20 protein-coding genes and 1 pseudogene are annotated in these 26,364 nt (G+C 70.7%); 9 read left to right on the forward strand and 12 right to left on the reverse strand.

Translation table 11 applies throughout. From position 1 onward, the window contains the following. Positions 1-11 precede the first annotated feature (11 nt). The 3 genes and pseudogenes from ACFQ7C_RS12450 to ACFQ7C_RS12460 all read left to right on the forward strand — a co-directional run bounded on the left by ACFQ7C_RS12450 (position 12) and on the right by ACFQ7C_RS12460 (position 4,228). Complete coding sequence (locus ACFQ7C_RS12450; protein ID WP_378901272.1) at positions 12-881, forward strand: neutral zinc metallopeptidase; 870 nt, start codon at positions 12-14, stop codon at positions 879-881. Further along, a pseudogene (pip, locus tag ACFQ7C_RS12455) lies at positions 878-1,846 on the forward strand (prolyl aminopeptidase); the annotation flags it as partial. The gene ACFQ7C_RS12450 and the pseudogene pip, both read left to right, overlap by 4 nt. 807 nt (positions 1,847-2,653) lie before the next feature. Next, positions 2,654-4,228, forward strand: coding sequence for a DEAD/DEAH box helicase (locus tag ACFQ7C_RS12460; protein WP_378901275.1), 1,575 nt, complete (start codon positions 2,654-2,656; stop codon positions 4,226-4,228). 176 nt (positions 4,229-4,404) lie between these two features. Here the strand turns inward: ACFQ7C_RS12460 and ACFQ7C_RS12465 are convergent, their stop codons facing one another. The 7 genes from ACFQ7C_RS12465 to ACFQ7C_RS12495 all read right to left on the reverse strand — a co-directional run bounded on the left by ACFQ7C_RS12465 (position 4,405) and on the right by ACFQ7C_RS12495 (position 13,089). Next, positions 4,405-6,063 (reverse strand): GMC family oxidoreductase, encoded by a 1,659-nt coding sequence (locus ACFQ7C_RS12465; RefSeq protein WP_378901278.1) that lies wholly within the window; start codon positions 6,061-6,063, stop codon positions 4,405-4,407. Then, positions 6,060-7,829, reverse strand: coding sequence for an aldehyde dehydrogenase family protein (locus tag ACFQ7C_RS12470; protein WP_378901281.1), 1,770 nt, complete (start codon positions 7,827-7,829; stop codon positions 6,060-6,062). Before ACFQ7C_RS12470 ends, ACFQ7C_RS12465 begins: the two co-directional genes overlap by 4 nt. A gap of 227 nt (positions 7,830-8,056) precedes the next feature. Further along, on the reverse strand, positions 8,057-9,535 hold the full coding sequence (locus tag ACFQ7C_RS12475) for an MFS transporter (protein WP_378901284.1): 1,479 nt from the start codon (positions 9,533-9,535) through the stop codon (positions 8,057-8,059). 131 nt (positions 9,536-9,666) lie between these two features. Next, the gene (locus ACFQ7C_RS12480; RefSeq protein ID WP_378901287.1) at positions 9,667-10,932 is read right to left on the reverse strand and encodes a kynureninase; all 1,266 of its coding nucleotides are present in this window, start codon (positions 10,930-10,932) and stop codon (positions 9,667-9,669) included. Further along, positions 10,919-11,899, reverse strand: a complete 981-nt coding sequence (locus tag ACFQ7C_RS12485; RefSeq protein WP_378901290.1) for a hypothetical protein — start codon at positions 11,897-11,899, stop codon at positions 10,919-10,921. The genes ACFQ7C_RS12480 and ACFQ7C_RS12485 overlap by 14 nt, the downstream gene beginning before the upstream one ends. Continuing rightward, positions 11,899-12,747: a tryptophan 2,3-dioxygenase gene (gene kynA, locus ACFQ7C_RS12490; protein ID WP_378901293.1), complete on the reverse strand. Its 849-nt coding sequence runs from the start codon at positions 12,745-12,747 to the stop codon at positions 11,899-11,901. The genes ACFQ7C_RS12485 and kynA overlap by 1 nt, the downstream gene beginning before the upstream one ends. Before the next feature lie 108 nt (positions 12,748-12,855). Further along, positions 12,856-13,089 carry a glutaredoxin domain-containing protein gene (locus ACFQ7C_RS12495; RefSeq protein WP_378901335.1) on the reverse strand — a complete coding sequence of 78 codons (234 nt, stop codon included), beginning with the start codon at positions 13,087-13,089 and terminating at the stop codon, positions 12,856-12,858. Positions 13,090-13,263: 174 nt separating this feature from the next. On the opposite strand from ACFQ7C_RS12495, the gene ACFQ7C_RS12500 reads away from it, so the two are divergent. From ACFQ7C_RS12500 to ACFQ7C_RS12525, 6 genes are all read left to right on the forward strand, one after another. Continuing rightward, the gene (locus ACFQ7C_RS12500; protein ID WP_378901297.1) at positions 13,264-14,412 is read left to right on the forward strand and encodes a glycosyltransferase; all 1,149 of its coding nucleotides are present in this window, start codon (positions 13,264-13,266) and stop codon (positions 14,410-14,412) included. A gap of 212 nt (positions 14,413-14,624) precedes the next feature. After that, entirely contained in the window at positions 14,625-15,332 is a 708-nt protein-coding gene (locus tag ACFQ7C_RS12505; protein ID WP_378901300.1) for a hypothetical protein, read from the forward strand. Between the two features lie 65 nt (positions 15,333-15,397). Further along, on the forward strand, positions 15,398-19,045 hold the full coding sequence (locus ACFQ7C_RS12510; protein WP_378901303.1) for a fibrinogen-like YCDxxxxGGGW domain-containing protein: 3,648 nt from the start codon (positions 15,398-15,400) through the stop codon (positions 19,043-19,045). Further along, positions 19,045-19,746, forward strand: a complete 702-nt coding sequence (locus tag ACFQ7C_RS12515; RefSeq protein WP_378901338.1) for a CDP-alcohol phosphatidyltransferase family protein — start codon at positions 19,045-19,047, stop codon at positions 19,744-19,746. Before ACFQ7C_RS12510 ends, ACFQ7C_RS12515 begins: the two co-directional genes overlap by 1 nt. Next, on the forward strand, positions 19,743-21,086 hold the full coding sequence (locus ACFQ7C_RS12520; RefSeq protein ID WP_378901305.1) for an O-antigen ligase domain-containing protein: 1,344 nt from the start codon (positions 19,743-19,745) through the stop codon (positions 21,084-21,086). The genes ACFQ7C_RS12515 and ACFQ7C_RS12520 overlap by 4 nt, the downstream gene beginning before the upstream one ends. After that, positions 21,076-22,584, forward strand: a complete 1,509-nt coding sequence (locus ACFQ7C_RS12525) for a lipopolysaccharide biosynthesis protein (protein WP_378901307.1) — start codon at positions 21,076-21,078, stop codon at positions 22,582-22,584. The genes ACFQ7C_RS12520 and ACFQ7C_RS12525 overlap by 11 nt, the downstream gene beginning before the upstream one ends. On the opposite strand, the gene ACFQ7C_RS12530 is transcribed toward ACFQ7C_RS12525, so the two are convergent. From ACFQ7C_RS12530 to ACFQ7C_RS12550, 5 genes are read right to left on the reverse strand one after another with little or no spacing between them, the layout of a single operon-like run. Beyond that, on the reverse strand, positions 22,538-23,158 hold the full coding sequence (locus tag ACFQ7C_RS12530) for a glycosyltransferase (protein WP_378901309.1): 621 nt from the start codon (positions 23,156-23,158) through the stop codon (positions 22,538-22,540). The two genes, ACFQ7C_RS12525 and ACFQ7C_RS12530, sit on opposite strands and share 47 nt — an antisense overlap. Further along, entirely contained in the window at positions 23,155-24,075 is a 921-nt protein-coding gene (locus tag ACFQ7C_RS12535) for an alpha-1,2-fucosyltransferase (RefSeq protein WP_378901311.1), read from the reverse strand. Before ACFQ7C_RS12535 ends, ACFQ7C_RS12530 begins: the two co-directional genes overlap by 4 nt. Then, positions 24,072-24,521 (reverse strand): UDP-N-acetylglucosamine--LPS N-acetylglucosamine transferase, encoded by a 450-nt coding sequence (locus ACFQ7C_RS12540; protein ID WP_378901313.1) that lies wholly within the window; start codon positions 24,519-24,521, stop codon positions 24,072-24,074. Before ACFQ7C_RS12540 ends, ACFQ7C_RS12535 begins: the two co-directional genes overlap by 4 nt. Position 24,522: 1 nt before the next feature. After that, a complete protein-coding gene (locus ACFQ7C_RS12545) occupies positions 24,523-25,479 on the reverse strand; it encodes a glycosyltransferase family 2 protein (protein ID WP_378901315.1) in 957 nt (318 codons plus the stop codon). Further along, positions 25,476-25,916 carry an adenylyltransferase/cytidyltransferase family protein gene (locus ACFQ7C_RS12550; protein ID WP_378901317.1) on the reverse strand — a complete coding sequence of 147 codons (441 nt, stop codon included), beginning with the start codon at positions 25,914-25,916 and terminating at the stop codon, positions 25,476-25,478. The genes ACFQ7C_RS12545 and ACFQ7C_RS12550 overlap by 4 nt, the downstream gene beginning before the upstream one ends. Positions 25,917-26,364 lie beyond the last annotated feature (448 nt).

Genomic DNA, 26,364 nt, shown 5'->3' on the forward strand with positions numbered 1-26,364 from the left:
CCGTGACTGGCATGACGTTCAACGAGAACGCCAACGTCGGGGGGAACACGGCGCGGCGTCGAGGAGCGGGCGTGGCGGTGGCGGGCGGTGGCATCGCCGGCCTCGGTGCGATCGCGGTGATCCTGTTCCAGCTGTTCACCGGACAGGATCTGTCGAGCATCATGCCCGCGCAGCCCCAGGTCGGGTCCGGTGGCGAGTCCGAGATCGAGCAGTGCCAGACGGGTGCCGACGCGAACCGCGACGACGCGTGCCGTCTCGCAGCCGGCAGCGTGGTGCTCGACAAGTACTGGGCCACGCAGGTCGAGGGATACCGCGCGCCGCAGCTGATCATCGTCGACCAGCAGACCGGCACGGCGTGCGGCACGGCGTCCAATCAGACCGGACCCTTCTACTGCCCGCCCGAGGAGACGGTGTACGTCGATCCGACGTTCTTCGGCCTCCTGCGCCAGCAGTTCGACGCCACGGCCGGCGATCTCGCCCAGCTGTACGTGCTCGCCCACGAGTACGGCCACCACGTGCAGTACATCGCGGGGATCATGGACCGCTACCCGAACAACGGCACGGGCCCCGACAGCAACGGCGTGCGCATGGAGCTGCAGGCCGACTGCTTCGCCGGCGCCTGGGTCGGCGACATGACCCAGCAGGTCGACGAGAACGGCGTACCGTATCTGAAGGAGCCCACGCAGCAGCAGATCGCCGACGCGATCAACGCGGCCGGCGCGGTGGGCGACGATCACATCCAGCAGGAGACCGGGGGCTTCGTGAACCCGGAGTCCTGGACCCACGGCTCGAGCGAGCAGCGCCAGCGCTGGTTCGAGACCGGCTACCAGAACGGTCCTTCCGCGTGCGACAGCTTCGGCGTTCCGGGGGGAAGCCTATGAACGAACACCTCGACGACATCCTCTATCCGCCCATCGAGCCCTACGACACCGGCACGCTCATCGCCGGCGAGGGCAACCGCATCGCGTACGAGCAGAGCGGAAACCCCGAGGGCAAGCCGGTGGTGTTCCTCCACGGCGGTCCAGGCGCCGGGACGTCGCCCTGGCACCGCCGCTTCTTCGACCCCGAGCGGTATCGCATCATCCTGCTCGACCAGCGCGGCTGCGGCCGCTCCACGCCGCACGCCGGTGAGCCCGCCGCCGATCTGCGCCACAACACGACGTGGCACCTCGTCGCCGACATCGAGCTGCTGCGCAAGAACCTCGGCATCGACAGGTGGCAGGTGTTCGGCGGATCATGGGGGAGCGCGCTCGCCCTCGCCTACGCCGAAGCGCATCCCCGGGCGGTCACCGAGATCGTGCTGCGCGGTGTCTTCACCCTCCGCCGCCACGAGCTGGAGTGGTTCTACGAGGGCGGTGCGGCATCCATCGTCCCGGATCTGTGGGAGGACTTCATCGCCCCCATCCCGATCCTCGAGCGCTCGCAGCTCATGCAGGCCTACCACCGCCGGCTCTCCGACCCCGACCCCGCCGTTCACGTGCCGGCTGCTGTCGCCTGGTCGCGCTGGGAGGCCGCGAACCTCACCCTGCTGCCCGACCCCGAGCTCGTCGCCGCGATGACCGAGCCGCACGCGGCCGTCGCGTTCGCCCGCATCGAGAACCACTACTTCCTGCACGGCGGCTGGTTCGAGCCCGGGCAGCTGATCGCGGACGTCGACCGCATCCGCCACATCCCGGCCGTCATCGTCCAGGGCCGTTACGACGTCTGCACCCCCGCCATGACCGCGTGGGATCTGCACCGCGCCTGGCCGGAAGCCGACTTCGTCATGATTCCGGATGCTGCGCACGCCGCGTCCGAGCCGGGCATCGCGTCCGCCCTGCGGGCCGCGACCGACCGCTTCGCCGAGGCGCCCGCAGCGGAGCCGGAGGAGAAGATCGAGGCGGAGCAGTCCGACGAGACCGAGGAGCCGGGGGACCAGTCAGCTGTGCCCGAGCCCGAGCCCCAGCCCGAGCCTGAGGCTGAGCCGGAGCCCGAGGCTGAGCCGGAGCCCGAGGCTGAGGGTGAGGCTGAGCGGGAGCCCGAGCCGGAGGGTGAGGCCCAGGCGGAGCCGGAGCACGAGGCAGAGTCCGAGCCGGAGGCTGAGGCCCAGGCGGAGCCGGAGCACGAGGCAGAGTCCGAGCCGGAGGCTGAGGCCCAGGCGGAGCCGGAGCCCGAGTCCGAGCCGGAGCCGGCGCTCGAGACCGAGCAGGAGCCGGAGCCGGCGCCGGCGCCGGCGCCGGAGGCCGAGTCCGAACCCGACGCCGAGTCCGAGTCGGAGTCGGAGGCCCAGGCCGAGGTGGAGCCCGAGCCGGAGGGTGAGACACCGTCCGAGTCAGGGCCCGAGTCGCAGCTCGAGGCCGGATCCGAGCACCCGATCGACTCCGACGACGAGCCGGGCGCAACCCCGGAGCTCCGCCGCGAGCGCAACGGCAGGCGATCGAACAAGCGCAAGGACACCGCCGACCTCTGACGGGACCGGGAACGCACAGCCGTCCACTGGTAGGGTGGAGAACCTTGCAGCGCTTCGTGCGCTTCTCGCGTCGTAGAACGCTTCCCTCGCCGGCATCCGGACCCCGATCCGAAGAACCGCGCTGACATCTTTCGTACGGCGACCCGCGGGCGAGATACGCCCCGGCCACCGACAGGGCACACGTGTGCCCGGAGAACTCCCCTCATGACCGAAACCACCTTCGGCGCGCTCGGCGTGCCGCAGCCCCTCGTCGACGCGCTCGCCGCGGGCGGCAAGACCACCGCGTTCCCGATCCAGGTCGACACGCTCCCCGACACGCTCGCCGGCCGCGACGTGCTCGGCCGCGGCAAGACCGGCTCGGGCAAGACCCTCGCCTTCTCGATCCCGATGGCCGCGCGCCTCGGCGGCAAGCTCGCCGGCGGGAACCGTCGCAAGGGCCGCCCGCTCGGCCTCGTGCTCGCGCCGACGCGCGAGCTCGCGACCCAGATCGACGCGACCCTCGCCCCGCTCGCGAAGGCGTACGGACTGACGACGACCACCATCTTCGGCGGCGTCAACCAGAACCGCCAGGTGAACGCCCTGAACGCCGGCGTCGACATCGTCGTGGCCTGCCCCGGCCGCCTCGAGGACCTCATGAAGCAGGGCTTCGTGCACCTCGACGCCGTCGAGATCACCGTCATCGACGAGGCCGACCACATGGCCGACCTCGGCTTCCTGCCCGGCGTCACGCGCATCCTGAACGCGACGCCCGCCGGCGGCCAGCGCCTGCTGTTCAGCGCGACCCTCGACAACGGGGTCGACAAGCTGGTCAATCGCTTCCTCCAGAACGAGGTGCTGCACTCCGTCGACGAGGCGCACTCGCCCGTCGCCGCGATGACGCACCACGTCTTCACGCTCGCCGACGCCGACGCCAAGAAGGACGTCGTCAAGGCGCTCGCGTCGGGCATGGGGCGCCGCATCCTGTTCATGCGCACCAAGCACCAGGCCAAGAAGCTCGCGAAGCAGCTGACGGGCCAGGGCATCCCCGCGGTCGACCTGCACGGCAACCTGTCGCAGGCCGCGCGCGACCGCAACCTCGCGGCGTTCTCGTCGGGCGCCGTCAAGGTGCTCGTGGCGACGGATGTCGCGGCCCGCGGCGTGCACGTCGACGACGTCGAGCTCGTCATCCATGTCGATCCGCCGATGGAGCACAAGGCGTACCTGCACCGCTCGGGCCGCACGGCCCGCGCGGGGGCGGAGGGTGCCGTGGTCACGCTCGTGCTCCCCGAGCAGCGGCGCGACGTCTCGCAGCTGCTGCGCAAGGCCGCCATCTCGGTCGAGCCGGTCGCCGTCACGGCGACCTCGCCCGAGGTCGTCGAGCTCGTCGGCCAGGTCGCCCCGTACGTCAAGCCGGTCCCCGTGGCCGAGACGCCGCGCGGCACCAGCCAGGGCGCGAACGCCCAGCGCAAGCGCGCCGCGCGTGAGGCACGCGAGACGGATGCCGCCGCCACCGCCGGCCGCTCCGGCGGCGGCCGTCGCCGTCGTGGCTCGGGCCAGGGCGGTTCTGCCCAGGGTGCCGGCCGTCAGCAGGCCGCGGGCGGCCAGCGTCGCGATGCGGCCACCGCGCACGACAAGGCCTCGCACCAGCGTCACGACCAGAGCGCGGGCCACTCGCGTTCTGCTCAGCCCGCCGGAAACCCCCGCACCGCGGGCCGTCGCGCCTCGTCCGGCGGAACCGGCAAGCTCATGGTCGGCTCGGTCGTCCGCCCCAACGGCACCAACCGCCGCGGCGGCCGCTGACCCGCATCCCGCCTCGTCGGTCTCCATCGTTCGCCTGTCACGATCTGCTGCCTCCCGCGGCACTTCGCGACAGGCGAACGTCGTATCCGGCGGCGATTGCCGGTTCGCCTGTCACGGTGTGTCGCTCGTGGCAGCACTTTGTGACAGGTGGGCAGGGGAAGGGTCGACGAGCGCGGTCAGACGCGGCGGCCGAGCACGAGATCGGCGGCGACCTCGCCGATCACGATCGACGGCGCGTTCGTGTGACCGCGGATCACCGTGGGCATGACGGATGCGTCGGCCACGCGCAGACCGCTGACCCCGCGGACGCGGAGCTCGGGGTCGACGACGGATGCGGCATCCGTCCCCATCCGTGCCGTGCCGACCGGGTGGTAGAGGGTGTGCGAGTAGCGGCGGAGCGAAAGCTCGGCGCGCTCGGCGGGCGTCATGCGCTCGCCCTGTTCGGGCACGACCCACCCGCCCGTCGTGATCGCCCGCAGCGCCTCGGTGCCGAGCAGGCGCTCGCACTCGGCGATCCCGGCACGCAGCGTCGTGGCGTCGATGTCGTCGGCGTCGGAGAGGTACGCGGGGTCGATGAGCGGGGCCACGAACGGGTCCGAGGACGCGAGCCGGATCGTGCCACGGCTGTGCGGGCGCAGCAGGATCGCGGCCACCGTCAGCCCGTGCGCCGGCATCGGGACGAGCCCTTCGCCGACGTACGGTCCGGGCACGAAGATGATCTCGATGTCGGGGAGCCCTTCGGGCACGCCGGCGTCGTTCGCGACCGCCGTGCGCACGAACCCGTACGCCTCCGCCGCGTTGGAGGTCAGCATCCCCTTCCGCGCGGTCAGGTACTTCACGAGCTCGCCGGGCTTCTCGGCGTCGTACAGGGTCCCGCCCCGGGCGGCGGGGGCGAGTCCGGCGACGAGGTGATCCTGCAGGTTCGCGCCGACCTCAGGAGCGTCGACCACCACGTCGATGCCGTGCTCGGCGAGGTGCCCGGCCGGGCCGATGCCGCTCAGCATGAGCAGCTGCGGGGTGTTGACCGCGCCGCCCGACAGGATGACCTCGCGCCGTGCACGGACGCGGCGCGTGATCCCGTCGATCTCGACGTACACCCCCGTCGCACGCGGCTCTGCGGGCTCGGTCGCTGAGCCTGTCGAAGGGGCGAACGTCACGCGCCGCGCGTGCGCCCCGGTCACCACGCGCAGGTTGCGGCGCTTCTTCGCCGGTCGCAGGTACGCGTCGGCTGTGGAGGCGCGGGCGCCGCGGCGCTGACTCACCATCGTCCGCGAGAACCCCTGCCGCGCGGGCAGATTCGGCGGAGTCAACGGATGCCCCGCCTCTTGCGCCGCCGCCAGGAACACCGCCGTATGGGGCCGGGGATCGCGCTGGTGCTCCACCGATTGCGGGCCGTGCGTGCCCTGAGTGGGGTCGGCCGGGTCGGAGGTGCGCTCGACGCGCCGGAAGTAGGGGACCAGGGCGTCCCACGACCAGGCCGGGCCCGCAGCATCCGCCCATTCGTCGTAATCGGCGGCGAAGCCCCGGATCCACATCAGGGCGTTGAGCGACGACGACCCGCCCAGCGTCTTGCCGCGCGGCCAGTAGACGGTGCGGCCCTCGAGCCGCGGCTGCGGCACGGTGTCGTAGTTCCAGTCGTACGCGCCGCGGAACAGCTTCGAGAACGCGGCGGGCACGTGCAGTTCGAGCGCCTTGTCGGGGCCGCCGGCTTCGAGCAGCAGCACCGAGACGTTCGGGTCCTCGCTCAGCCGGGCTGCGAGCGCCGCGCCGGCGGAGCCGGCGCCGACGACGACGTAGTCGGCCTCGAGTCCGTCGTCGCCGAATCCGGCCGTCACGCCTGCAGGGCCTTGGTCAGGGTCTTCACCAGTCCGGGGAGCTTGCGGTCGACGAGGTAGCGCGTGAGTCCGGCACAGACCTCGGCGCCGGTGCGCGCATTCACGAACCACGGCGGCGTCGGCAGGATCGTGAACACGCCCTTGCCCACCGACCTCGGGAAGGGCCGGAACGGCCCGCGCGCGACGGACCGCTCGACGCGGTCGAGCAGCAGCGCGTTGTGCACGACGCCGATGCCGCTCGAGACGTCGGCGAGGGTCGCGCCGGGGAACCCGCCCCATGTGAGCCGTGCGGTCGTGAAGGTGAAAGCCGTCCAGGCGTTGATGGCGACGGCGCCGTAGCGGAGGTCGGCGATCGCCCGCTCGAAGCCGTCGCCGAGCGCCTCCTCCGTCACGGGGTCGATGATGACGTTGGCGCCCAGCGTGCCGGTGAGCTTCTCGTTGGCGTGGGTCACGGCCGCGTCGAGGAACTCCTGGCCGGTGCCGCCGAGCTCTGCGACGCCGAGGATGGGCGCGAAGTACTCGACCGTCTCGACCGGGTCGGCGCCCTCGCCGACCTCGACGATCGCGCGTGTGCGGTCGGCGCTCCAGACGGCATCGGGATACGCGGATGCCGCGGCCTCCAGCCGCTCGTCGCTCCGGGGGTACCACACCGGGCGTTCGGGGGCTGCGGCGAACGCCGTGTGCAGCTCGCGCAGGAACGCTTCGCGCTGCGGCCAGTCGGAGCTCACGATCACGACCTGGCCCGCGATGCAGTTGTGCCCCGAGTTCACGAGGCGCATCGTCGCGACGTGCTGCGCCTGGTACGCGAGGTCGGCCGGCGTCCAGCGGCCCGGGACGACGATGATCGGCGAGACGCCGCCGAGCTCGGCCGTGATCGGCTTCTTCAGCGTCGGTTCTCCGGCTTCGCGTGCGGCCGCGGCATCCGTTCCCGTTCCCCACACGATGGCGTCGAACGTCGCCGCCGAACCGGTGATGTGCACGTGCGCGATGCGCGGGTGCGACGTGAGGTATGCGCCCGTCGCGGAGCCGCCGCGCACGATGCGCACGAAGCCGGGCTCGATCAGCGGGGCGAGGGCGCGCTCGAACACGGGCACGAGGGCGTCCTGCGTCGGGTTGACCTTGAGCAGGGCCACGCGGTTGTGCGCGAACAGTTCGTACAGCACGTCGCCGACCGGGATCGACGTGACGTTGCCGGCGCCGAGCACGAGCCCGACGCCGCCGGATCGGGTCGGGGTCAGCTGCGCGAGCCCGGCCTCGCGGCGCGCTTCGGCGGCCGTCACCCCGGGCTCGAACCACACCTCGCCGGTGAAGCCCGACAGCAGGAAGCTCTCGGTGGCGTTCAGCGGGAAGGCATGAGCGCGGAGCCGGTCGCCCGGAGCGGCGTCGAGGCGGACCCCGTCGAGGGGGCTCCGGCCCTTCGCCAGCGCGTCGAGCGTCTCGCGGAGGGCGTCGAGCAGGCCGAGGATCGACCACGGACCGCCGAGCCACTCCTCGCCGGAATACCGATGCCCCGGCTCCAGGCCCTTCGACATCGTCGCGGTGTCGGCCCACTCCTGCGCGACGGCGCCGACGGCGTCGCGCACGCGACCGAGCAGGCGCGCCCGCTGGTCGAGGGTGAGGGCGACCCAGACCTTCGCGCCCGCCTCGAGCCGATCGATGTCGGCGTCGAGCGCCGCGCGCTCGTCGGAGGGAAGGGCCGCGGAGGCGGACTTCTTCGCGCGCGGCTTCGCGGGGGTCTTCGCCGACGTCGACGAGGTGGGTGCCATGCTGCTCTCCTTCGAACCCGCGTCCCCGGGCCCGAGGGCGGGCGAGTCCGTCACCGGGCATCCTATGTCACCCCGCCCGGCACCCGGTGCCAGCGTTTCTGCGACCCGATGTCACCGTCGTGCACAGCATCGGAGGTCCGGGCCGACACGCCGGGCGGCAGCATCCGTCCGTCCGCGGGTGGGTGAAGATCTCCGATTCCGTGCTCGCGCGGCACGCCGCTCCGCCGTCAGGCGTGGTCGATGTCGGCGCGGCGCAGCGGGTATCGCGCCAGGGTGAGGAGGCTGAGGCCGATCAGCACGGCCGGCGCGAGACTGAAGCTCACGACGATGCCCGTGATCGCGGCATCCGGCTGCTCCACCACCTGCGTGCCCGTCGACGAGACGTACCCCGTCACCGCGAGGATGACGGCGAGCGTCGTCGCGCCGAGCGCGAAGCCCACGGTCTCGCCGGCGGTCCACACGCCGCTGAACGACCCGGCCCGGCCGGGGCCGCGGGTGCGCTCGTCGTGCGAGATGACGTCGGGGAGCATCGCCATCGGCAGCGACTGCATGCCCGCGTAGGCGATGCCGGCGACGCCGACCGGCGCGTAGATCCAGTCGCCGGGCGCCCACAGCATGCCGAGGATCGAGAGCGCCGCGACCGCGAACACGACGCTCGCGATGGTGAACGTGCGCTCCTTGCCGATGCGGCGCGCGACCACGCCCCACGCGGGCGCAGCGAGCAGCGCCGGCGCGATCAGCGCGACGAACAGCAGCTCGACCGCCGCCTGCGAGTGCAGCACCCACGTCGCGACGTACTGGGCGCCCGCGAGCATGAGTCCCGTGGCCAGGGCCTGCAGCACGAAGGTCGACAGCAGCATCCGGAACGCCCGGCTGCGCCTGAGTGCGCCGATCCCCGCCGCGAAGTGCTCCCTGATGCCCGCCGCCGCGGCATCCGTCGTTCCGTCTTTCCGCGAGAGTGCGGCGGGTCGCCGAGATGCCGGTTCGTTCCCTGCCTCTCGTCCATCCGCAGCACTCTCGCGGGGGGATGGGACGGGAACGGATGCTGCGCGCCGGGCGACGCCGGTGGCAACCAGCATCCCGATCCCGATCACCACGCCGCAGACCACGCCCATGACCAGGTACTGGACGAAGGGATCCTCGGACACGCGTCGCAGGGCCGGACCGCCGGCGCCGAACAGCAGGATCGCGAGCGTCAGCACCACGACGCGCCACGTGAGCAGGCGGGTGCGCTCGTCATATCGCGGCGTGAGCTCCGCGGGAAGTGCGATGTACGGCACCTGGAAGAGGCTGAACGCGGTCGCGGTCAGCGTGAACGCGAGGAGCACCCAGATGCCCGCGACCACCGGGCCGAGCGACGGCGGCACCGCGAACGTCAGCGCGAAGAGCACCGGCAGGGCGAGCGCGCCGATCAGCATCAGGCGCCGGCGGCTGCCATGACGGGCGAGATCGCGGTCGGTGAGCGCCCCGATGATCGGGTCGATCACGACGTCCCACACCTTCGCGACCGTGATCACGGCGCCGGCCGCGAGCGCCGCCACCCCGAGCGAGTCGGTCAGGTAGTACGTCAGCACCAGCCCGGGCAGCGTCGCGAAACCGCCGGTGCCCAGCGACCCGGTCGCGTAGCGCGCGATCGTGCCGCGGGTCAGGCGCGCGGAGGAGGTCGATGCCGGAACCCCAGTCGCCGGTGGAGCCTCATTGCTCATCGCGCCAGTGTAGGCGAGTGCTCATCCGCCCTTCGCCCGCGAGGGTACAGCCTGTGGACGAGAGGTGGGGAACGCCCCAGCATCTCGGCGACCAGCTGAACTCTCGCGGGGTGGGGGTGAGGCCAGTCGGGTCAGGACTCCGCGCGCACCGCGGCCTCGACCGCGCGGAGCCCGGCGAGCGTCTCGGCGAACGAGGTCGAGAGCGGCGAGAGGCCGATCCGCAGGCCGCCGGGGTCGCGGTAGTCGGGGATGACGTCCTGGGTCCAGAGGCGGGCGGTGACCGCGCGCATCGCCGGGTGAGAGAGCGTCACATGACCGCCGCGCTCGGCGGGATCGCGTGGCGACGCCACCCTGACCCCGAGCGGGGCGAGGAGCTCGTCGGACACCCGCGCGGCGAATTCGGTGAGCGCGACGGACTTCGCGCGCACCGCCTCGATCCCGACTTGCTCGAGGAGGGCGAGCGTGTCCTGCATCGCGAGCATGCCCACGATCGGCGGCGTGCCCGAAAGGAAGCGCCGCATGCCGTCGGCGGGGCGGTACTCCGGCCCCATCGCGAAGACGTCGGCCGTGCCCATCCACCCCTGGATCGGCTGAGCCAGCCGATCCTGCAACCGCGAGGCCACATACGCGAACGCGGGCGAGCCGGGTCCGCCGTTGAGGTACTTGTACGTGCAGCCGACCGCGAGGTCGAACTCCCACGCGTCGGCCTCGACCGGCACCGAGCCTGCGGAGTGGCACAAGTCCCAGAGCATGAGCGCGCCGGCGTCGTGGGCGATGCGCGTGAGGGTCGCAGCATCCGCCAGATATCCCGATCGGTACGCGACATGCGACAGCAGCACCACCGCCGTCTCGGGGCCGACCACCTCGCTCAACGCCTCCGCCGAGACGCCGCCGGCGAGGTCGACGTCGATCCACCGCACGCGCCCGCCGCGCTCCGTCGCGATGCCCTCGACGAGGTAGCGGTCGGTGGGGAAGTTGTCGCGGTCGACGACGATCTCGACGCGCGCCGGATCCGCGGCGACGGCGGCGTCGAACGCGGCCCTCAGGAGCTTGTACAGCAGCACCGTCGTCGAGTCGCCGATCACGGTCTGGCCGGCCGCGGCACCGATCGCCGCGCGGCCGACGGCGTCGCCGATGTCGAAGGGCAGCTGCATCCACGATTCGTCCCACCCGCGGATGAGGCGTCCGCCCCACTCGTCGCGCGCGAACACCGCGAGCCGCTCGACGCTCGCCCGCAGCGGGCGTCCGAGCGAGTTGCCGTCGAAGTACACCAGCGACGTCTCGGCTCCGACGAACGCGTCACGGTGGGCGCGCAGCGGGTCGCCTGCATCGAGAACGGATGCTGCGTCCTCGAGCCCCTCCGCGATCGCAGCCTCGGCGGGGTCAGTGGTCGTCATGGATGAGCTCCTCGGTGGGGACGACGGTGGCGCCGCCCAGCCACTCGGCGATCTCGTCGAGCCCGGTCGGCGGCGGACCGGGGACGAAGGTGCACACGCCCGAGGGCGGGTCGGCCAGCGGCCACGGATCGGCCAGCGCCGCGATGAGGGCCGCACCGCGGACGCCCGCGCGGTCGAGCGCCGCGACCTCGTCGGGGTTGACGCCCACCGGCTGGTCGCCGTTGCCCAGGTCGGTGCCGTAGAGCACCCGCCCGCCCGCGGCGGCGAACCCGGCGAGATTCACCCGCGCGTGCTCGGCAGCCTCGGGGTCGTCGCGGTGGATCGCGAGAGTCGAGATCCAGACCTGGCGGGCGGCGACCGCGTGCGCGGTGAAGGTGCGTCCGACGAACTCGGTGAACGGCGTGTGGGCGAAGCCGTCGACGCCCGCATCGAGCGCGCGCTGCGGCATACCCTCGCCTTCCGCATGCGCGACGACGGACAGCCCGCGTTCCCGCGCGACCTCGATGACTGCGGCCAGTGCCTCCGCGTCGAGCACGGGCCCCGCGACGCTGTTGAGAGAGGCCTTGATGACGGATGCTCCGAACGACGCCTGCTCGTCGACGGCCGTCGCCGCGCCGCCGGGGACGCCGGGATGGGTCGAGGCATCCGTGATCTCTCGGGCGATCTCGGACGGCGCCCACGGCCGCCCGACCGGGTAGCCACCCGGCGCCGTGAGGAAAGCGCCGGCGTATGCCACGCGCGGAATGCTGTGGTTCTCACGTCTTGCCAGGGCGACCGGATCGCCGCCGAGATCGACGACGCCGGCGATGCCGCCCGCGGCCAGGTTGCTTTCGTCGATGAGGTGCAGGTGCACGTGGTGATCGGTGAACGGGGGCAGCGAGACCCCGTGCTCGCCGGTGATGGCCCGGTGGCAGAGCGCCGCATCGGGGCCGAGGAGTTCGCGCAGCGCGTCGGGATCGTGCGGCATCACAGTTCCGTCCGCACGGCGTACAGCTCGGGGAAGAACGTGAGATCCAGCGCCCGCTGCAGGAACGGCACACCGCTCGAGCCTCCCGTGCCGGTCTTCAGGCCGATGATGCGCTCGACCGTCTTGAGATGGCGGAAGCGCCACAGCTGGAAGTTGTCCTCCAGGTCGACGAGCTCCTCGCACGTCTCGTACGCGGCCCAGTGGGTGTCGGGATCCCGGTAGATCTCGGTGAACACCGGCACGAGCTCCGGCGCGTAGGTCCACGCCTTCGTGACGTCGCGCTCGAGCACCTCGGCGGGGATCGGGTAGCCGGAGCGCGCGAGCAGCCCGAGGAACTCGTCGTACAGGCTCGGCGCCTCGAGCGCGGCCTCGACCAGGCCGTGAGCGGCCGGATCGGACGCGAACACCTTCAGCATCGCCGCGTTCTTGTTGCCCAGGGTGAACTCGACCGCGCGGTACTGCGCGGACTGGAAGCCGCTGGCGTTGCCCAGCACGCCGCGGAACTGGCCGTACTCGGCGGGGGTGAGGGTCGCCAGCACCGACCACTGCTCGGTGAGGGTCTTCTGGATGTGCTTGACGCGCGCGATGCACTTGAGCGCGGGTGCCAGCTGGTCCTCGCGCAGCAGCCGGCAGGCGGCGCCGAGCTCGTGCAGCACGAGCTTCAGCCACAGCTCCGTGGTCTGGTGCTGCACGATGAAGAGCAGCTCGTCGTGGTGCTCGGGGCTGCTGAGCGGCCGCTGGGCGGACAGCAGGGTCGCGAGATCGAGGTAGCCGCCATAGCTCATGCGGTCCTCGAAGTCGGTGACGACCGTTCCCTCGATCGCCCGGGTATTGCGCTCGACGCTCACGCACTCAGCCTAATGACGTGGGTGCCCTCGTCGTCAGGCATGCTGCCTCACGAGGTGGGCTGCGCCCTCGTCAGGCCGGGCCCTGAACCTTCGCGCTCGCTGTCGACCTCAGATGAGGGAGAGCTCGCGCAGCTTCGCCTGCACGTCGGCGTTCGAGGGCTCGACGTGGTGCGAGGCGTCCGGGTACACGACGACGGGGATGTTCGTGCGGCCCGAGATGTCGCGGGCGACGTCCGCCGCGGCGGGGTCGGCGACCAGGTCGACGTAGGTGTACGAGACGCCCAGCTCGTCGAGCTGCTTCTTGGTGCGGATGCAGTCGCGGCACCAGTCGGCGCCGAACATCGTGATGGTGGAGGGGGAGGATGCGGGGGAGGTCACCATTCCATTCTCGGGGATGGATCCTGGGCGGGGGCCGTGCACGGCGGCGGGAGGGCGCCGGTGCGCGGACCGAGGGTCTCCCCTGCGTCCGCTGAACCGGAGGAGACTGTTCACCCGCGCATGGGAGGATAGCCCGCGATGCAGTTGTCGATCGTGGTTCCGACCTACAACGAGGCTCCCAACATCGCGGAGCTCGTCCGGCGTGTCACCGCCGCGCTGCAGAACCGTCTCGACGCCGAGATCGTCTTCGTCGACGACAGCACGGACACCACGCCCGACGTCATCCGCGAGGTGGCGGCATCCGCTTCCCTGCCGATCCGGCTCATCCACCGCGATCGTCCCCTCGGCGGGCTCGGGGGAGCGGTCATGGCGGGTCTGGCGGCGGCCGAGGCAGACGCCTGTCTCGTGATGGACGCCGATCTGCAGCATCCGCCCGAAGAGATCCCCGAGCTCTGGCACCGCTATTCGCGGGGCGACGTCGATGTCGTCATCGCGTCGCGCTATGCCGGTGGCGGCACATCCGGGGGACTCGCCGACCGGACGCGCGTGATGGTGTCGAAGGCGTCCACCGCAGTGACGCGCGCGATGTTCCCCATCCGGCTCAAGGACGTGTCCGACCCGATGACCGGATTCTTCCTCATCGACCGGCGGACGGTCGACGCCGATCAGCTCCGGCCGCGGGGCTTCAAGATCCTGCTCGAGATCCTCGCCCGCCGTCCGATGCGCGTGGCCGAGATCCCGTTCGACTTCGCCGACCGCCACGCCGGCGAGTCGAAGGCGTCGGTGCGGCAGGGCCTGCACTTCCTCACCCAGCTGACCGCGCTCCGTTTCGGCAAGATGTCGCTGTTCGCCGTGATCGGCGGGTTCGGCGCCGTCGTCAACATCGGGATCGTGTGGGCGCTCACCCAGCTGGGCGTCGACTACATCATCGCCGCCATCGTCGCCGCTGAGGCCACGATCATCGGCAACTTCCTGCTGCAGGAGCGCTTCGTCTTCCAGGACATGCGCGAGAGCGCCTCGGGCGTGTGGCTGCGCTTCGCGAAGTCGTTCACGTTCAACAACGCGGAGGCCGTGATCCGCATCCCGATCGTCGCGATGATGGTGTCGACCGGTCATATCTCGGCCGTGCTCGCGACGGCGATCACGCTCGTGGCCGCATTCTTCGTGCGCTTCCTCTTCCACTCGCTGGTCGTGTACGCGCCCCGCAAGGCGGGCGCCGAGGCGAGCCCCGCCCGCCGCTTCGTCGAGGATCTCGACCGCGAGGCGATGCAACCGGGCGAGCTGTAGGCGCGCGGATCATAGCAGGGCGATGACGCCCACCCTTGACGCGCCGTGACAACGGATTAGCATGTTGCATGCGTCCGACACCCGACGGCGCACGAATCCTGGGGTCCGTGAGTCGGTCGACGCACCTACACGGCGGAACCCGAACCCGCCGCTGAGCACTGGGGAGGTGCTCGGATGGTGTCCATTCATGGACCCTTTTGCGCGGTGATGACATGACCGCGCCCAGGACGCAGGACCAGCGCGCCGACGACCGCCCGCGCCGTCGCAGGCTCGTCGCGCTCGCCGGCCTCGTCCTGGTCGCCGCGGCCGTGGCCGTGGCGGTCTACCTGGGCACGCCCCCGTCGGCTCCTGCCCCACCCACGCCGGCGGGGGCGCTCGACGCCGCGGACACGGGCGAGAACCAGCCCCCGCCCGACACGGGCGAGGACCAGCCCTCGACCGAGCCGCTCGGTATCGAGGCGCCGCCGACGGCGCCGCTGAGCCCGAGCCAGGACGACGAGGTCGAACGCGCCGAGGCCACGGCGGACGCGGTGGTGTCGGCGACGAACGAGATCGCCCAGCGCGGCGACGGCTCCGCCGTCGGGCTGGACCAGATCGCGACCGGTTTCGTACTCGGCGAGCTCGAGGCCGCCGCTCAGCAGCAGTACGACCTCGGATACCACCAGGTGGGCGAGGCCGAGGTGACCCAGACCACCGCGTCGGACGTCGACCTCAGTGCCGATCCGCCGACCATGACCCTGACCGTGTGCGTCGATGTTTCAGGCATCGATGTGCTCGACGAGACCGGGAAGTCGCTGAAGGCGTCGCTCTACAACCCCGGCCGGCCTGTGAAGCACGTCTACGGCGCTGTGTTCGAAGACGACGTGTGGAAGCTCGCCACCCACGAAATACCCGATGACCAGGATTGCCCGCTGCCATGAACGAGATCGAGCCCACCCGAGCACACCAATCGTCACGAGCGACCACGCGCAGGCGGCATCGCCTCGTGCTCTCCGCGACGATCGCTGTCGTCGCACTGGTGGGTTCGCTCGCCATGCCGGTACCGGCCACCGCCGCCGATCCGCTGCCGGATGGCAAGACGGAGGCGACGGCCGCGGGATCGTGCTGGGAGGTCAAGCAGAACTATCCCGCGTCATTGAACGGGGTGTACTGGCTCCAGACGCCCGCGTTGGTCTACCCGCAGCAGTTCTACTGCGATCAGGAGTCGGAAGGCGGCGGGTGGGTCCTCATCGCACGAGGGCGCGAGGGCTGGAAGAACTACTACCGAGGGCTCCAGACGCCGGCCGTCCTCGCGGGCACGCCGACAGGGACAGGTGCCTTCAAGGTGGCGCAGCTTCCGTCGGGGACGATCGACGGGCTCCTGAACAAGGGGCGTGTCGACGCGCTGGCCGACGGCGTCCGTGTGCGCCGGGCGACGAACGTCGCGGGAACCACGTGGCAGGAAGCGCGCTTCAAGATGCTGGTCCGCGACCGGTGGGTGTGGACCTTCGACGCCGAGCACCGGTTGGGAACGTGGCGCTTCGGAGCAACGAACGGAAGCGGCGGTCAGACCAACAACTTCGGCAGCAACACAAGCTTCAACCGCATCGACACGAGGGCGAAGCAGACGCACGACTGGCTCGCCGGCTGGGGTTACGGCAACAACGTGACCGGGCAGAACGCCGCCACGTCGTACCTGTGGACGCCCAACAACAACCAGGCCGGGGCGTTCCCCTTCACCCAGCTGTTCCTGAGGCCGACCCTGCGGCTGGCCGACATGAACTTCGGATCGATCCCCGACAGCGGCTCAGCCGCGAGCACGTTGGCGCCGATCCCCGACAGCGACGCGATGCCCACGGTGTGGGGTGTGTCGGGTTCCGGCAACGGAGCGACGGGAGAGCTCAACACCGAGGTGGCGGCATTCGGAGAGATGGCCGGCAAGGTGTACGTCGGCGGCAACTTCCGATACGTGCAGCGCACCGAAGGCGGCTCGGGTCAGGTCGAGCAGCCGTTCGTCGCCGCGTTCGACATCAACACCGGAGAGTGGATCTCCACCTTCCGCCCGGCGCTCAACGGCCAGGTCAAGGCGATCAACGCGCTGCCGGACGGGCGGCTGGCCCTCGGCGGGCAGTTCTCGACCGTCAACGGCGCGCCGCAGCCGGGCATCGCGTTCGTCAACCCGACGACGGGGGCGCTGTCCGGCACGCAGGTGGTCCCGGAGAATCGCACGACCGGCGGCATTCCCTACATCCGCGACCTCGATGTGCAGTCCGGCTTCCTCTACGTCGCGGGTTCCTTCACGCACATGACGCGGGCCGGTTCCGCTTCGAGCGCGAGCACCTGGAACGGCGGTCGCGTGAACCTCACGACCACCACTCCTGACGGCAACTGGAACGCCTTCCTCAACGGCACGACCGTCTCGGTGGACGCGTCCGCGCAGGGCGATCGCGCGTACTACGCCGGCTACTTCCGAATGAAGGAGGCCACGAGGGCGACCAGCGGCACCGCACTGCAGACGACGAGCGGCGCCCCGCTGACCTCTCCCGCCTGGAACCCGATCTTCAGCAGTTCGGGAGTCGACGCGAACGGGAACATCACCGGCAGCGTGTGGCAGCTGGGTGTCGTCGAAGCCGGCGACCAGGTGTGGCTCGGTGGGTCTCAGCACTCGCTCTTCTCCTACAACAGGAACACGTTCGCCGCGACCAGCGGAAGCATCACCAAGGCGGGCGGCGACTTCCAGGCGGTGGCCGCCGGAAACGGCATCGTCTACGGCGGCTGCCACTGCGGTGACTTCGTGTACCAGAACACGTACACGTGGTCGAACGTCGGGACCGGCTGGACCCAGGCCGACAAGATCAGCCTGTTCGGAGCGTGGGACGCGACGACGCGCCAGTACATCTACGACTTCGCGCCGATCGTGACGGCCCGCACCGGATACGGGGTCTGGGGCCTGTTCGTCGATTCCACGGGAACCGTGTGGGCCGGCGGCGACCTCCAGCGGACGATCCGTGCCGGCTTCATCAACCAGTGGTCGGGCGGCTTCGCACGATTCGAACCGCGCGACTCCGCGGCACCGACGAGGCCCGGTGCCATCGGCGTGGAGATCACCGGCGGCGGCACACAGGCGAACCTCGACTGGGGCGCATCCTCCGATCCCGGCGGGGTCACCTACGAGGTGCTCCGGGGCAGCCGCGTGATCGCCTCGACGACCGAGACCGAGATCAGCGTCCCGGCGACCGCCACGCCGACCAAGTACTTCGTCCGCGCGAGGGACGCCGTGGGCAACAGGTCTGCGAGCACGGCCGCGGTGACGGTCCAGACCGCGCCCGACACGTCGACGACGTTCATCGAGAACGGCGCGCAGTGGTCGTACCGGTTCTCGTCCGACCCGCTTCCCTCGAACTGGGCAGCGGTGGGCTTCGACGACTCGTCGTGGGCGGTCGGCAACGCCGTGCTGGCGCGAGGAGTCGCCGGCGCCGCGACGAACATCGACCCGAACGCGCTGTCGCCGCGGCCGCTGAGCGCGCAGTTCCGGCATGAGTTCACCGTGACGGATGCCGCGACCGTCGCCGAAGGCACGGTCACGGTCATCGCGAACGACGGCGTGGTGGTGTATCTGAACGGTGTCGAACTGGGCAGGACCCGGATGCCGGTCGGAACGCTCACGCAGAACTCGTACGCGACCGGCGTCGTCACGCACGCGACGGCGGCGGCAGGCCGGGCGACGTACGTCGTGCCGGCGGGGATGCTCGTCGAGGGCACGAACGTCATCGCGGCGTCCTCGCACGCCAACTACCGCAGCACGCCGGACATGAGCTTCGACCTGTCCTTCGTCGCCGATCGCGGGGCGCCCGTCGCCGCGCCGGGCCCGGTGACGGGTCTCGCGTCGAGCAACGTGACGCAGGACTCGGCCACGCTGTCGTGGTCGGCGCCGGCGACCGGTGGTCCGGTGGCGTCGTACTCGATCAGCCGCGACAACGTCGGAGTCGCCTCCGTACCGGCGTCGCAGCTGACCTGGTCCGACACCGGGCTGACCGCCGACACGACGTACGTCTATCGGGTCGTGGCAGTGGGCGCCGGCGGCTCGTCGTCTGCGGCGACGCTGCAGGTCCACACTCTCGCGCCGCCGGATCCGGGCGAGCCGCCTGTCGTCATCGGCAACGGCGCCTCCTGGTCGTGGCGGTACTCGAACGACCCGCTGCCGGCGGACTGGAACGCGGTGGCGTTCGACGACTCCGCGTGGGCGGTCGGCAACGGAGTGCTCGCCCGAGGTGTCGCCGCCGCGGCGACGAACATCGATCCGAACGCCCTGGCGACGAAGCCGCTGAGCGCGCAGTTCCGGAAGTCGTTCACGGTGGTCGATGCGGCCGGAGTCTTGGACGGGACCGTCACGGTGATCGCGAACGACGGGGTGATCGTGTACCTGAACGGTGTGGAGCTCGGCCGGACCCGAATGCCCGTCGGTGCGGTCACGCAGAACTCCTACGCGACGGGCGTGGTCAGCCACGCGACGGCATCGGCGAGCCGGTCCACCTTCGTCGTGCCGGCCGCCCTGCTCGTGGAAGGCGAGAACGTCATCTCGGCGTCTACGCACGCGAACTACCGGAGCACGCCAGATCTGAGCTTCGACCTGGCCCTGAACATGCCGAGGTGATGGAACGGCTGGCGCGGGGGCACGCGCTCGCCGCACTCGGCTCGGCGCAGAAGCCGGCGGTCGGTGTCCCCGCATATCTCAGATGGGTGAACCGGCCGCTCGGCGGACGCGTCGCAGTCGAGGCGGCCGTCGTCGGCGCGACCCCCAACCAGCTCACGGCGGTCAGCGCGGCGCTGGGCGCCGGCGGCGTGCTCCTGATCGCCCTGGGATCGGGGCCGTGGGCGCCGCCGCTCGCGGCCCTGCTCCTGCTCGCGGGCTACGTCTTCGATTCCGCGGACGGCCAGCTGTCCCGCATCCAGCGGCGCGGCGGACCGGCGGGCGAGTGGCTCGACCACGTGGTCGACGGAGTTCGGTCCCCGCTCGTTCACGTCGCGGTCGCCGTGTATCTGTTCCGGACGGGAGCGTCGCCGGCCCTCATCGCCGTGGCCGCTCTGTTCTCGGTGCTGGTGTCGGCGTGGTTCCTCTCGCAGCTCCTCGCCGAGAAGCTGCTGCCTCGGCCGGCCCGCTCAGCGGAGCAGTCCCCGAGCTTCGCCGATTCCCTCATCAAACAGCCGCAGGATCCCTCGACGACGTACGTCATCATCGGCTTGCTGGCCGTGCCGGTGGCCTTCGGCATCGCCTATTCCGCCCTCTTCGTCTGGCAGCTGCTGGTTTTCGCCGTGTCGCTGCGCCGCAAGTACCGGCAGCTGAGGTCGCTATGACCTCCTTCGTGCCGTCGCCCAGCCGTTCGCTGGTGAGGTCGACCGGTCAGCATCCGGCCGCCGAGACCGACACGTCCGCGCTGCCGGCCTGGCCCGTACTCGTGGTTCTCTGGGGCTACCCCGTCTTCTGGGCGCTGGGTCTGCTCGCTTTCGCACAGATCATCGTCGCGATCCCGATGCTGGCCTACCTGACCTTCCGGCGCAGCTTCACCTTCGTGCCCGGGGTGCTGCCCTGGTTCGGTTTCGCGCTCTGGATGATCCCGGCGGCGCTCATGGTCGATCAGCTGGGACGATTCGTGAGCGTGGGCCTGCGCTTCGGGCAGTTCCTCGCGCTCGCGATCATGATCGTCTACATCGTCAACGCCCGCAGGACGCTTCCGGCGCGTCGGGTGCTGAACGGGCTCACGTTCATCTGGGTGTTCGTCATCGTCGGCGGATATCTGGGGATGCTCTTCCCCGAGTACCGCCTGACGTTGACGGTCGGCCTTCTCCTGCCGGAGGTCGTCACGTCGGATGAGTACGTCAGCGATCTGGTGTTCCCGCCGCTCGCCGAGATCCAGACACCGTGGGGAGCCGAGGAGCCGTTCCAGCGCCCATCCGCCCCGTTCCCCTACGCGAACGGGTGGGGCGCCGGGCTCGCGGTGCTGACACCCATCGCGGTGGCGACCGTGATCGCACACCGGAGCGCTCGAGCGATGTGGTTCCTCGTCGTGTGCCTCGTCGCGATCGTCCCCCCGGCCGTGGTCAGCAGCAATCGCGGCATGTTCGTGGGCCTGGCCGGTGCGGTGCTGTACGTGATGGTGCGGCTCGCACTTCGAGGCAGGTGGATGGCGCTCCTGTGGGTCGCCCTGCTCTCGGCAGCCTCGGCGGCGATCCTCACGCTGTCGGGATTCATGGACGCGATCGTCACCCGCCAGGAGGCAGCCGACACCACGACGGGTCGGGGGAGCCTCTATGTCGAGACGTTCGAGCGCACTCTCGAATCGCCGATCCTCGGCTATGGGACGCCGCGGCCGAGCAGATGGAGCGAGATCTTCATCGGGACGCAGGGGGCGATCTGGAACACGATGTTCTGCTTCGGGTTCGTCGGGCTCGCCCTCTTCGCCCTCATGCTGCTCAGCGGCGCCCTTCGGACCGCCGACGCGCCCAACCTGTCCGCCCTCTGGCTTCACGCCAGCGTCGTGGTCGCGTGCGGCCTGGCGATCTTCTACGGGCTGGACCGTCAGCTGGTCTTCATCGGCCCCGCGCTCGCCGTCATGCTGAGAGAGAAATACCTCGGCGACTCGGAGTATTGGAGGAGCAACCCGGTGCCCTTCGGACGGTCCGGGAATGGAACGTGAACGGCTGGCGCGCAGCGGGCTGGTGAGCCTCCTCGGCTCCGCCTTCGCCGCACTGGCAGCGCTGGGCCTCACCTCGATCGTCGGCAACCTGCTCGGGGCCTCCGGTGCCGGCGTCTTCTTCCAAGCCGTGGGCGTCTTCACGATCCTGACGCTGGTCCTGGGCCTCGGAACCAACAGCGGCATCGTCCGCTTCATCGCGACCGAGCGGGCGTTCGACCGTGTCGGTGCCGAGTGGCGGATCCTGCTGTACGCCGTCATCCCCGTGGCCGCCGTGGCGGCATGCGCCTCGCTGCTGCTGTGGTTCGGTGCCGACCGGCTGGCCGGGTGGCTGGCCGGGCCGGGCGAGCGATCGACCCTTGAGCAGCTCCTGCGAGCCATGAGCCTGTTCGTCCTTCCCGGGGCGCTGCTGGGAGTGTTCCAAGCGGCGGCACGGATGCTGCGCGGCGTGACCGCGTTCACGCTGCTCCAGAGCGTCTGCGTGCCCGCCTCCCGCCTCGTCGTGGTGTCGGTGGTCGCGTGGGGCCTGCTCTCGGCGCCCGCCGCTTTCGAAGCCTGGCTGTGGCCTTTGCCCGTGTGGCTGCTGGTCACCGTCCTCGTCATCGCGACCCCCGTCGTCCGCGACTTCCGCAGACGCGTAGAGTCCCGCGGCGGCGAGCGAGCGACGCCCGTCTCGTTCTGGCGGTTCAATCTGCCGCGCGCTCTCGGCCTGACGCTGGAGGCGGCGCTCGAATGGGCGGACGTCCTCATCGTGGCGGCGCTGACGACGCCCTCGGTCGCCGGCGTCTACGCCGTCGTGACGCGAGTCGTGAAGGCGGGCGGGATCGTCGACAAGTCGATGAGGGTGGCGGTGGCGCCCACCACGTCCGCGCTGCTGGCGCGCAGCGAGCTCGAGGAATCGAGCCGGCTGCACACACGGGTCGTCCGCGTGATGATCCTGCTCAACTGGCCCTTCTTCCTTCTTCTGATCTCCATGGGCGGGTCCGTGCTGCTCGTCTTCGGTCCCGATTTCGTCCAGGGCTGGGGGCCGATGGCGCTCATCGCGGCGTCGATGATGCTCCAGACGGCTTCGGGGATGCTGCAGAGCATCCTCCTCCAGGGCGGCAGGAGCGCGTGGCAGATGTACAACAAGGCCCTCGCCGTCGCCGTGAGCATCGGCGGGAACCTGGCACTCGTACCGGTGCTCGGGATCTGGGGCGCCGCCATCACGTGGGTCGTGGTGGTGATCGTCGACAACCTCCTCGCCGTGTGGCAGGTGCACCGCGGGATGGGCGTCCGGCTCATGCCGCGACGGCTCCTTCTGCCTGCTGCGGTCCCGACGGTCGTGTTCGGTCTGGGCGGCCTCGCCTTCACCTGGTGGGCCGGGGTCGGACTCGCCGTCCTCATCGTCGCCGTCGTCGTCCTGAGTGCGATCTACGCGGTGACGCTGTGGCTCCTTCGCGGTGTACTCGATCTCACGGGACTGTGGCGCCGGGTCCCCGTGATCGGGCGGTACGCGTGACACGACTCGCGGCGATGCCCAGCGCGGAGCGGATCAGCCGGCGCAGCCGATAGCGCCAGGGGAGCTTCCGCACCGGGCGGCTCAGCAGGTCGGCCACGCGCTGGACGCCCGGCGTCGCGATCTCGCCCGCGTGGGGCTGCACGTGCGGTGCCGGCTGCAGGGAGGATGCCAGCAGCGAATCGAGCTCCTCGAACGTGGCCGCGCGCCGGATGAGGCCGAGCTTGGCCATCTCGGCGGTGAAGACCAGCTGGTGGTCGTCGACGACCTCCCCGTCGCCGGGCACCCGAGGTACGACGATCGGGATCACCTTCAGCGACCGCATGTCCATGACGCCGCCCGCCCCGCCCTGCAACACCACGACGTCCGCCTCCGCGCACAGGGCGAGCAGCTCCGAGTACGGCAGCAGGGCGACGTTCTCCGCGCCTTCGACGGGCCTCGACGGTCCATGCTGCACGAGAAGCCGCACCTCAGGGTGATCGTCGTGCCAACGCTGCATCCATTCCGACAGCCGGTCGAACGGCAGGTGATACGTGCCCGCGGAGACGACGACGAAGGGCGCGCCCACGGTGGTCACACCCTGACCCAGCCGTCGGGGATCAGATCCCGGGCGTCGCTGTGGCCACCGGCGAACCACACGACAGGGGCGACGACCGGGCGCGCAGGTGTGCTCGGGTGTCCGAGGTAGCCGCCCCACCAGCTGAAGCTGCTGTTCGCGACGATGCGTGCGGCGCACGTCGCCATCAGTGCGATCTCGCCGCCGTCCGACGCGGCGACACCGCGGCCGCAGATGCGGTCGCCCCGCGCTGCCAGGTTCGCCCGTACCCATTCCGGGTCGTCGCTGAACCACACGCGGTGCGTGTAGCCGAGCTCCGCCATCACGGCGATCGCGCGGTCGTAGTAGCCGCGGTCCAGGACGCCGTGCCGAGCCGCCGCTGCGGGATCGGTCAGGTAGTCTCCCCGCCGGACGTGCACCGCGACCGTGGCCGGGTAGTTGCGGAGCTCGGCGGCGAACCGCACACCGTCGGGGAGGAGCAGCGTCTCGAGATGCGTCAGGATGCTGCCTCTGACCTGATCGGCCACGTCGGCGAAGTAGATGGGCGACTGGAAATACCCGAGAAGATACGAGGTGCCGTCCAGATCGCGGCGGACGTCGGCGTCATAGCCCGATCGGCGCTGCTTGACCAGCCGGAGCCGAGAGCGCTCGCTGATGATGCCGGCCCTCTCGGCCGCGGCCAGCGCCGCACCGCGCAGCGGGTTCAGCATGGACGAGCGCGGGACCAGGCTGCCGAGCGCGTACGGGCGGTCACCGCGGCAGCGGACCCGGTCGAACCACACCGTTCGCCCCTCCGAGGCCAGCTGCTGCGCGAACGCCCACTGGAACAGCTGGTTGCCCAATCCTCCCTGGAGGCTGAGCACGATGTCATCGCGCCGCGTCCCCCAGCGCATCCCCTTCCGGTGGGGGCGCGCCACGTCGGGACGCGGGCTGCTCACAGCACCACTCCCACGTTCCGCGAGCCGGGATAGAACGAGCGCATCTGCTCCCACTGGACCAGGAACTCGTCGGCGAACGGATACGCGAGCCGGCCGCTCAGCCCGGGCGAGGTCACGCGGTCGACCGGCTCGAGATAGACCGTCCTGGCGCCGTAGAGGCGAGCGAGAGCGAAGAAGGGCAACGCGATCGCGGCGCCCGTGGAGAAGACGAGGTCCGGGCGCTCGAGGGCGAGCACGCGGCGAGCGAGACCGAAGTTGCGGACCAGGTTCGGGAGATTCCTCACGGTCGGATAGTGGATCTCGTACACGCGCTCGTCCGTCAGGCGCGAGCGCGCATCCTCGACCGGGAAGGTGGCCCAGCAGCGCTCGTGCTCTCCCCACCAGCTCCGCAGCGCGAGCGCCTGTGTGAGGTGGCCGCCGGAGGAGCACGCGATGAGGATCTTCATCTCAGATCCCCCTGCCGAATCGCTGCGCGATCCGCGTCACCGCCGCCGGAGCGAGGAGCCTCAGCGAGATCGCGGTGGCCAGGTAGGCCTTGATCTGCCGCGGGTCGTGGCTGATCGCCCGTCGGGCCCAGTGACGGGCGTCGCGCCCCTGCTGCGACGAGGCGAGGGCGAACGCGACCTGTGCCTCGATTCGTCCGAGCGCGCCCGGGGTCGTCGCGAAGTCCCCGTGCTTGCGAAGGAGGTACTGCAGGGCCTCCGCGTAGGAGGCCCACTGCCCGAAATAGTAGGACTGGCCGTTCCACAGGACACGCACGAGCGGCTGGTTCACCACCGTCACGGCGCCCAGCGCCGAGGCGCGCAGCAGGATGTCGTAGTCCTCGCCGTAGCTGCGAGGCAGCTCCTCGTCGATGAGTCCGAGGGAACCGAGCAGATCCGAGCGGCGGAACAGCAGGCTGGAGGAGTGGACACCCGGATTGCGATTGCGAAGGAAGTCCTCGTGGGTCAGGTTCTCGCTCGGTGCCAGCCGCACGACGTCCTCGATGCCGTTGTCGACGACCATGGCGGTACCGACGACCACGGCCTGCGGACTCGCGGCGAATCGATCCATCTGCGCGGCGAGCTTGCCCGGCAGCCACACGTCGTCGTCGTCGAGGAACGCGACGTACTCTCCGCGGGCGGCGGAGATCCCGCTGTTGCGGGCGCCGGCGAGCCCCCGTGTCCGCGAGTTCGGGACGCCCCGCAGGGTCCATCCGGTCGGGAGCGCCACCTCGGGGACCTCGACGGAACAGGCGTCGAAGACGACGATCACCTCGCCGGTGACGGGGGCATCCTGGCTGAGGACGCTCTCGACGGCGAGCTTCATCAGCTGGGGGCGATTATGGGTGGGGATGACGACGGAGACCTCCGGGGCGTCCGCACCTCCGTCCGGCACCGCCTGATCCCGTCCCCGCGCGGTCATGCCGGGAGTTGCCGGGCGGCGATCGCCGCATCGAGCGCCGCCCGCAGCGCGGTGCTCGAGGTGTGCACCGTATAGGGGAAGTAGACGACTTCGACGCCCACTGCGCGGAACTCACGCTCCAGACGCCGGCCCTTCGCCGTGCCTCGCCAGTCATCGCCTTTGAAGAAGTGCGTGAATCCGAGCTCGGACCACGCGTCCATCTTGCTCGGCGTCTCCTCGACGTGCACTCGATCGACGTACGTGATCGCCTCGACGATCGCCACGCGCTCGGCGGTGGGGACGAACGGCTCGATCCCCTTCGACAGCTTCAGCATCTCGTCACTCACGACGCCGGCGATCAGGACGTCGCATCGCTCCCTCGCCTGACGAAGGATGTTCAGATGGCCGATGTGAAAGAGGTCGAACGCCCCCGCGGCATAGCCGATTCGCACTGTCATCGATGTCCCCATTCGATGAGTGAAGACCTGGTGGAAGCACCTCTGCGTCCCCAGGTGTCGACGCCTCCCCGACATCGACGGCTTCGCCGGAATTCTACCCGGCGGGCGTCTGGGCCGCGACCCCTGGCGCGTGCGGCTCGGGCCCGGAGGCCAGGCGTGCAAACCGCGTCGCGACGGTCTGGGTGTCCACGTCGATCTCCCGATCTGATCACAATCGCCGGCGACGGGTCAGACGGCCGATCGCGGACGTAGACTACGCGTGACGGGCGAGGGGGCCCGGGGCGATGCCGATTGGGGATCGGGGGACGTTCGTGTCGGATCACTGGACGCTCGAAGACCTGTACACGGGGGTCGTGAAGTCGTGGTGGGTGCTCGCGGCCACCGTGGTCGCGTTCGTCGGGATCGGTGCGGCGGCGTGGGCGATCCTGCCGCAGACGTACACCGCGAC

The sequence above is a fragment of the Microbacterium sp. NPDC056569 genome (assembly GCF_042793475.1).
In the GTDB taxonomy this organism is placed as follows: Bacteria; Actinomycetota; Actinomycetes; order Actinomycetales; family Microbacteriaceae; genus Microbacterium.